Source organism: Citrobacter sp. TBCS-15 (genome assembly GCF_005280815.1).
Taxonomy (GTDB): Bacteria; Pseudomonadota; Gammaproteobacteria; order Enterobacterales; family Enterobacteriaceae; genus Citrobacter; species Citrobacter werkmanii.
This window is the reverse complement of the sequence record NZ_SZWK01000154.1, coordinates 1-269: the sequence shown is the minus strand read 5'-3', so window position 1 is coordinate 269 and position 269 is coordinate 1. Positions and strand designations below refer to the sequence as shown.

Genomic DNA, 269 nt, shown 5'->3' with positions numbered 1-269 from the left:
GGTGTAATCATTCATGGTGATGCATTGGAAATGGCCGTGAAGCAAGTTTATTTCATTCAAAACAGTGCTAATAATCCGATTGGTTTCTCAGAGATAAATGTTATCCCTCACAGCAAAGATGCAATGGAATTTTTAGGGATTCATGAATGGACGGAACAGGCAATTGAACATATTGAAAGTAAATTTCCTGACTGGATTCCACTCACAGAAGAAAAGAAAGAACAGATGAGTTTATTTGACGAGTGCGAAAAATGACCGACAAACTAATA

General features: G+C 36.8%; 1 protein-coding gene. It reads left to right on the top strand.

Annotation, left to right across the window (positions count from 1 at the left end):
• The coding region (locus tag FDW96_RS12440; protein ID WP_212732884.1) for a hypothetical protein at positions 1 to 255 on the top strand (255 nt) is incomplete at its 5' end.
• Positions 256 to 269: the final 14 nt, after the last annotated feature.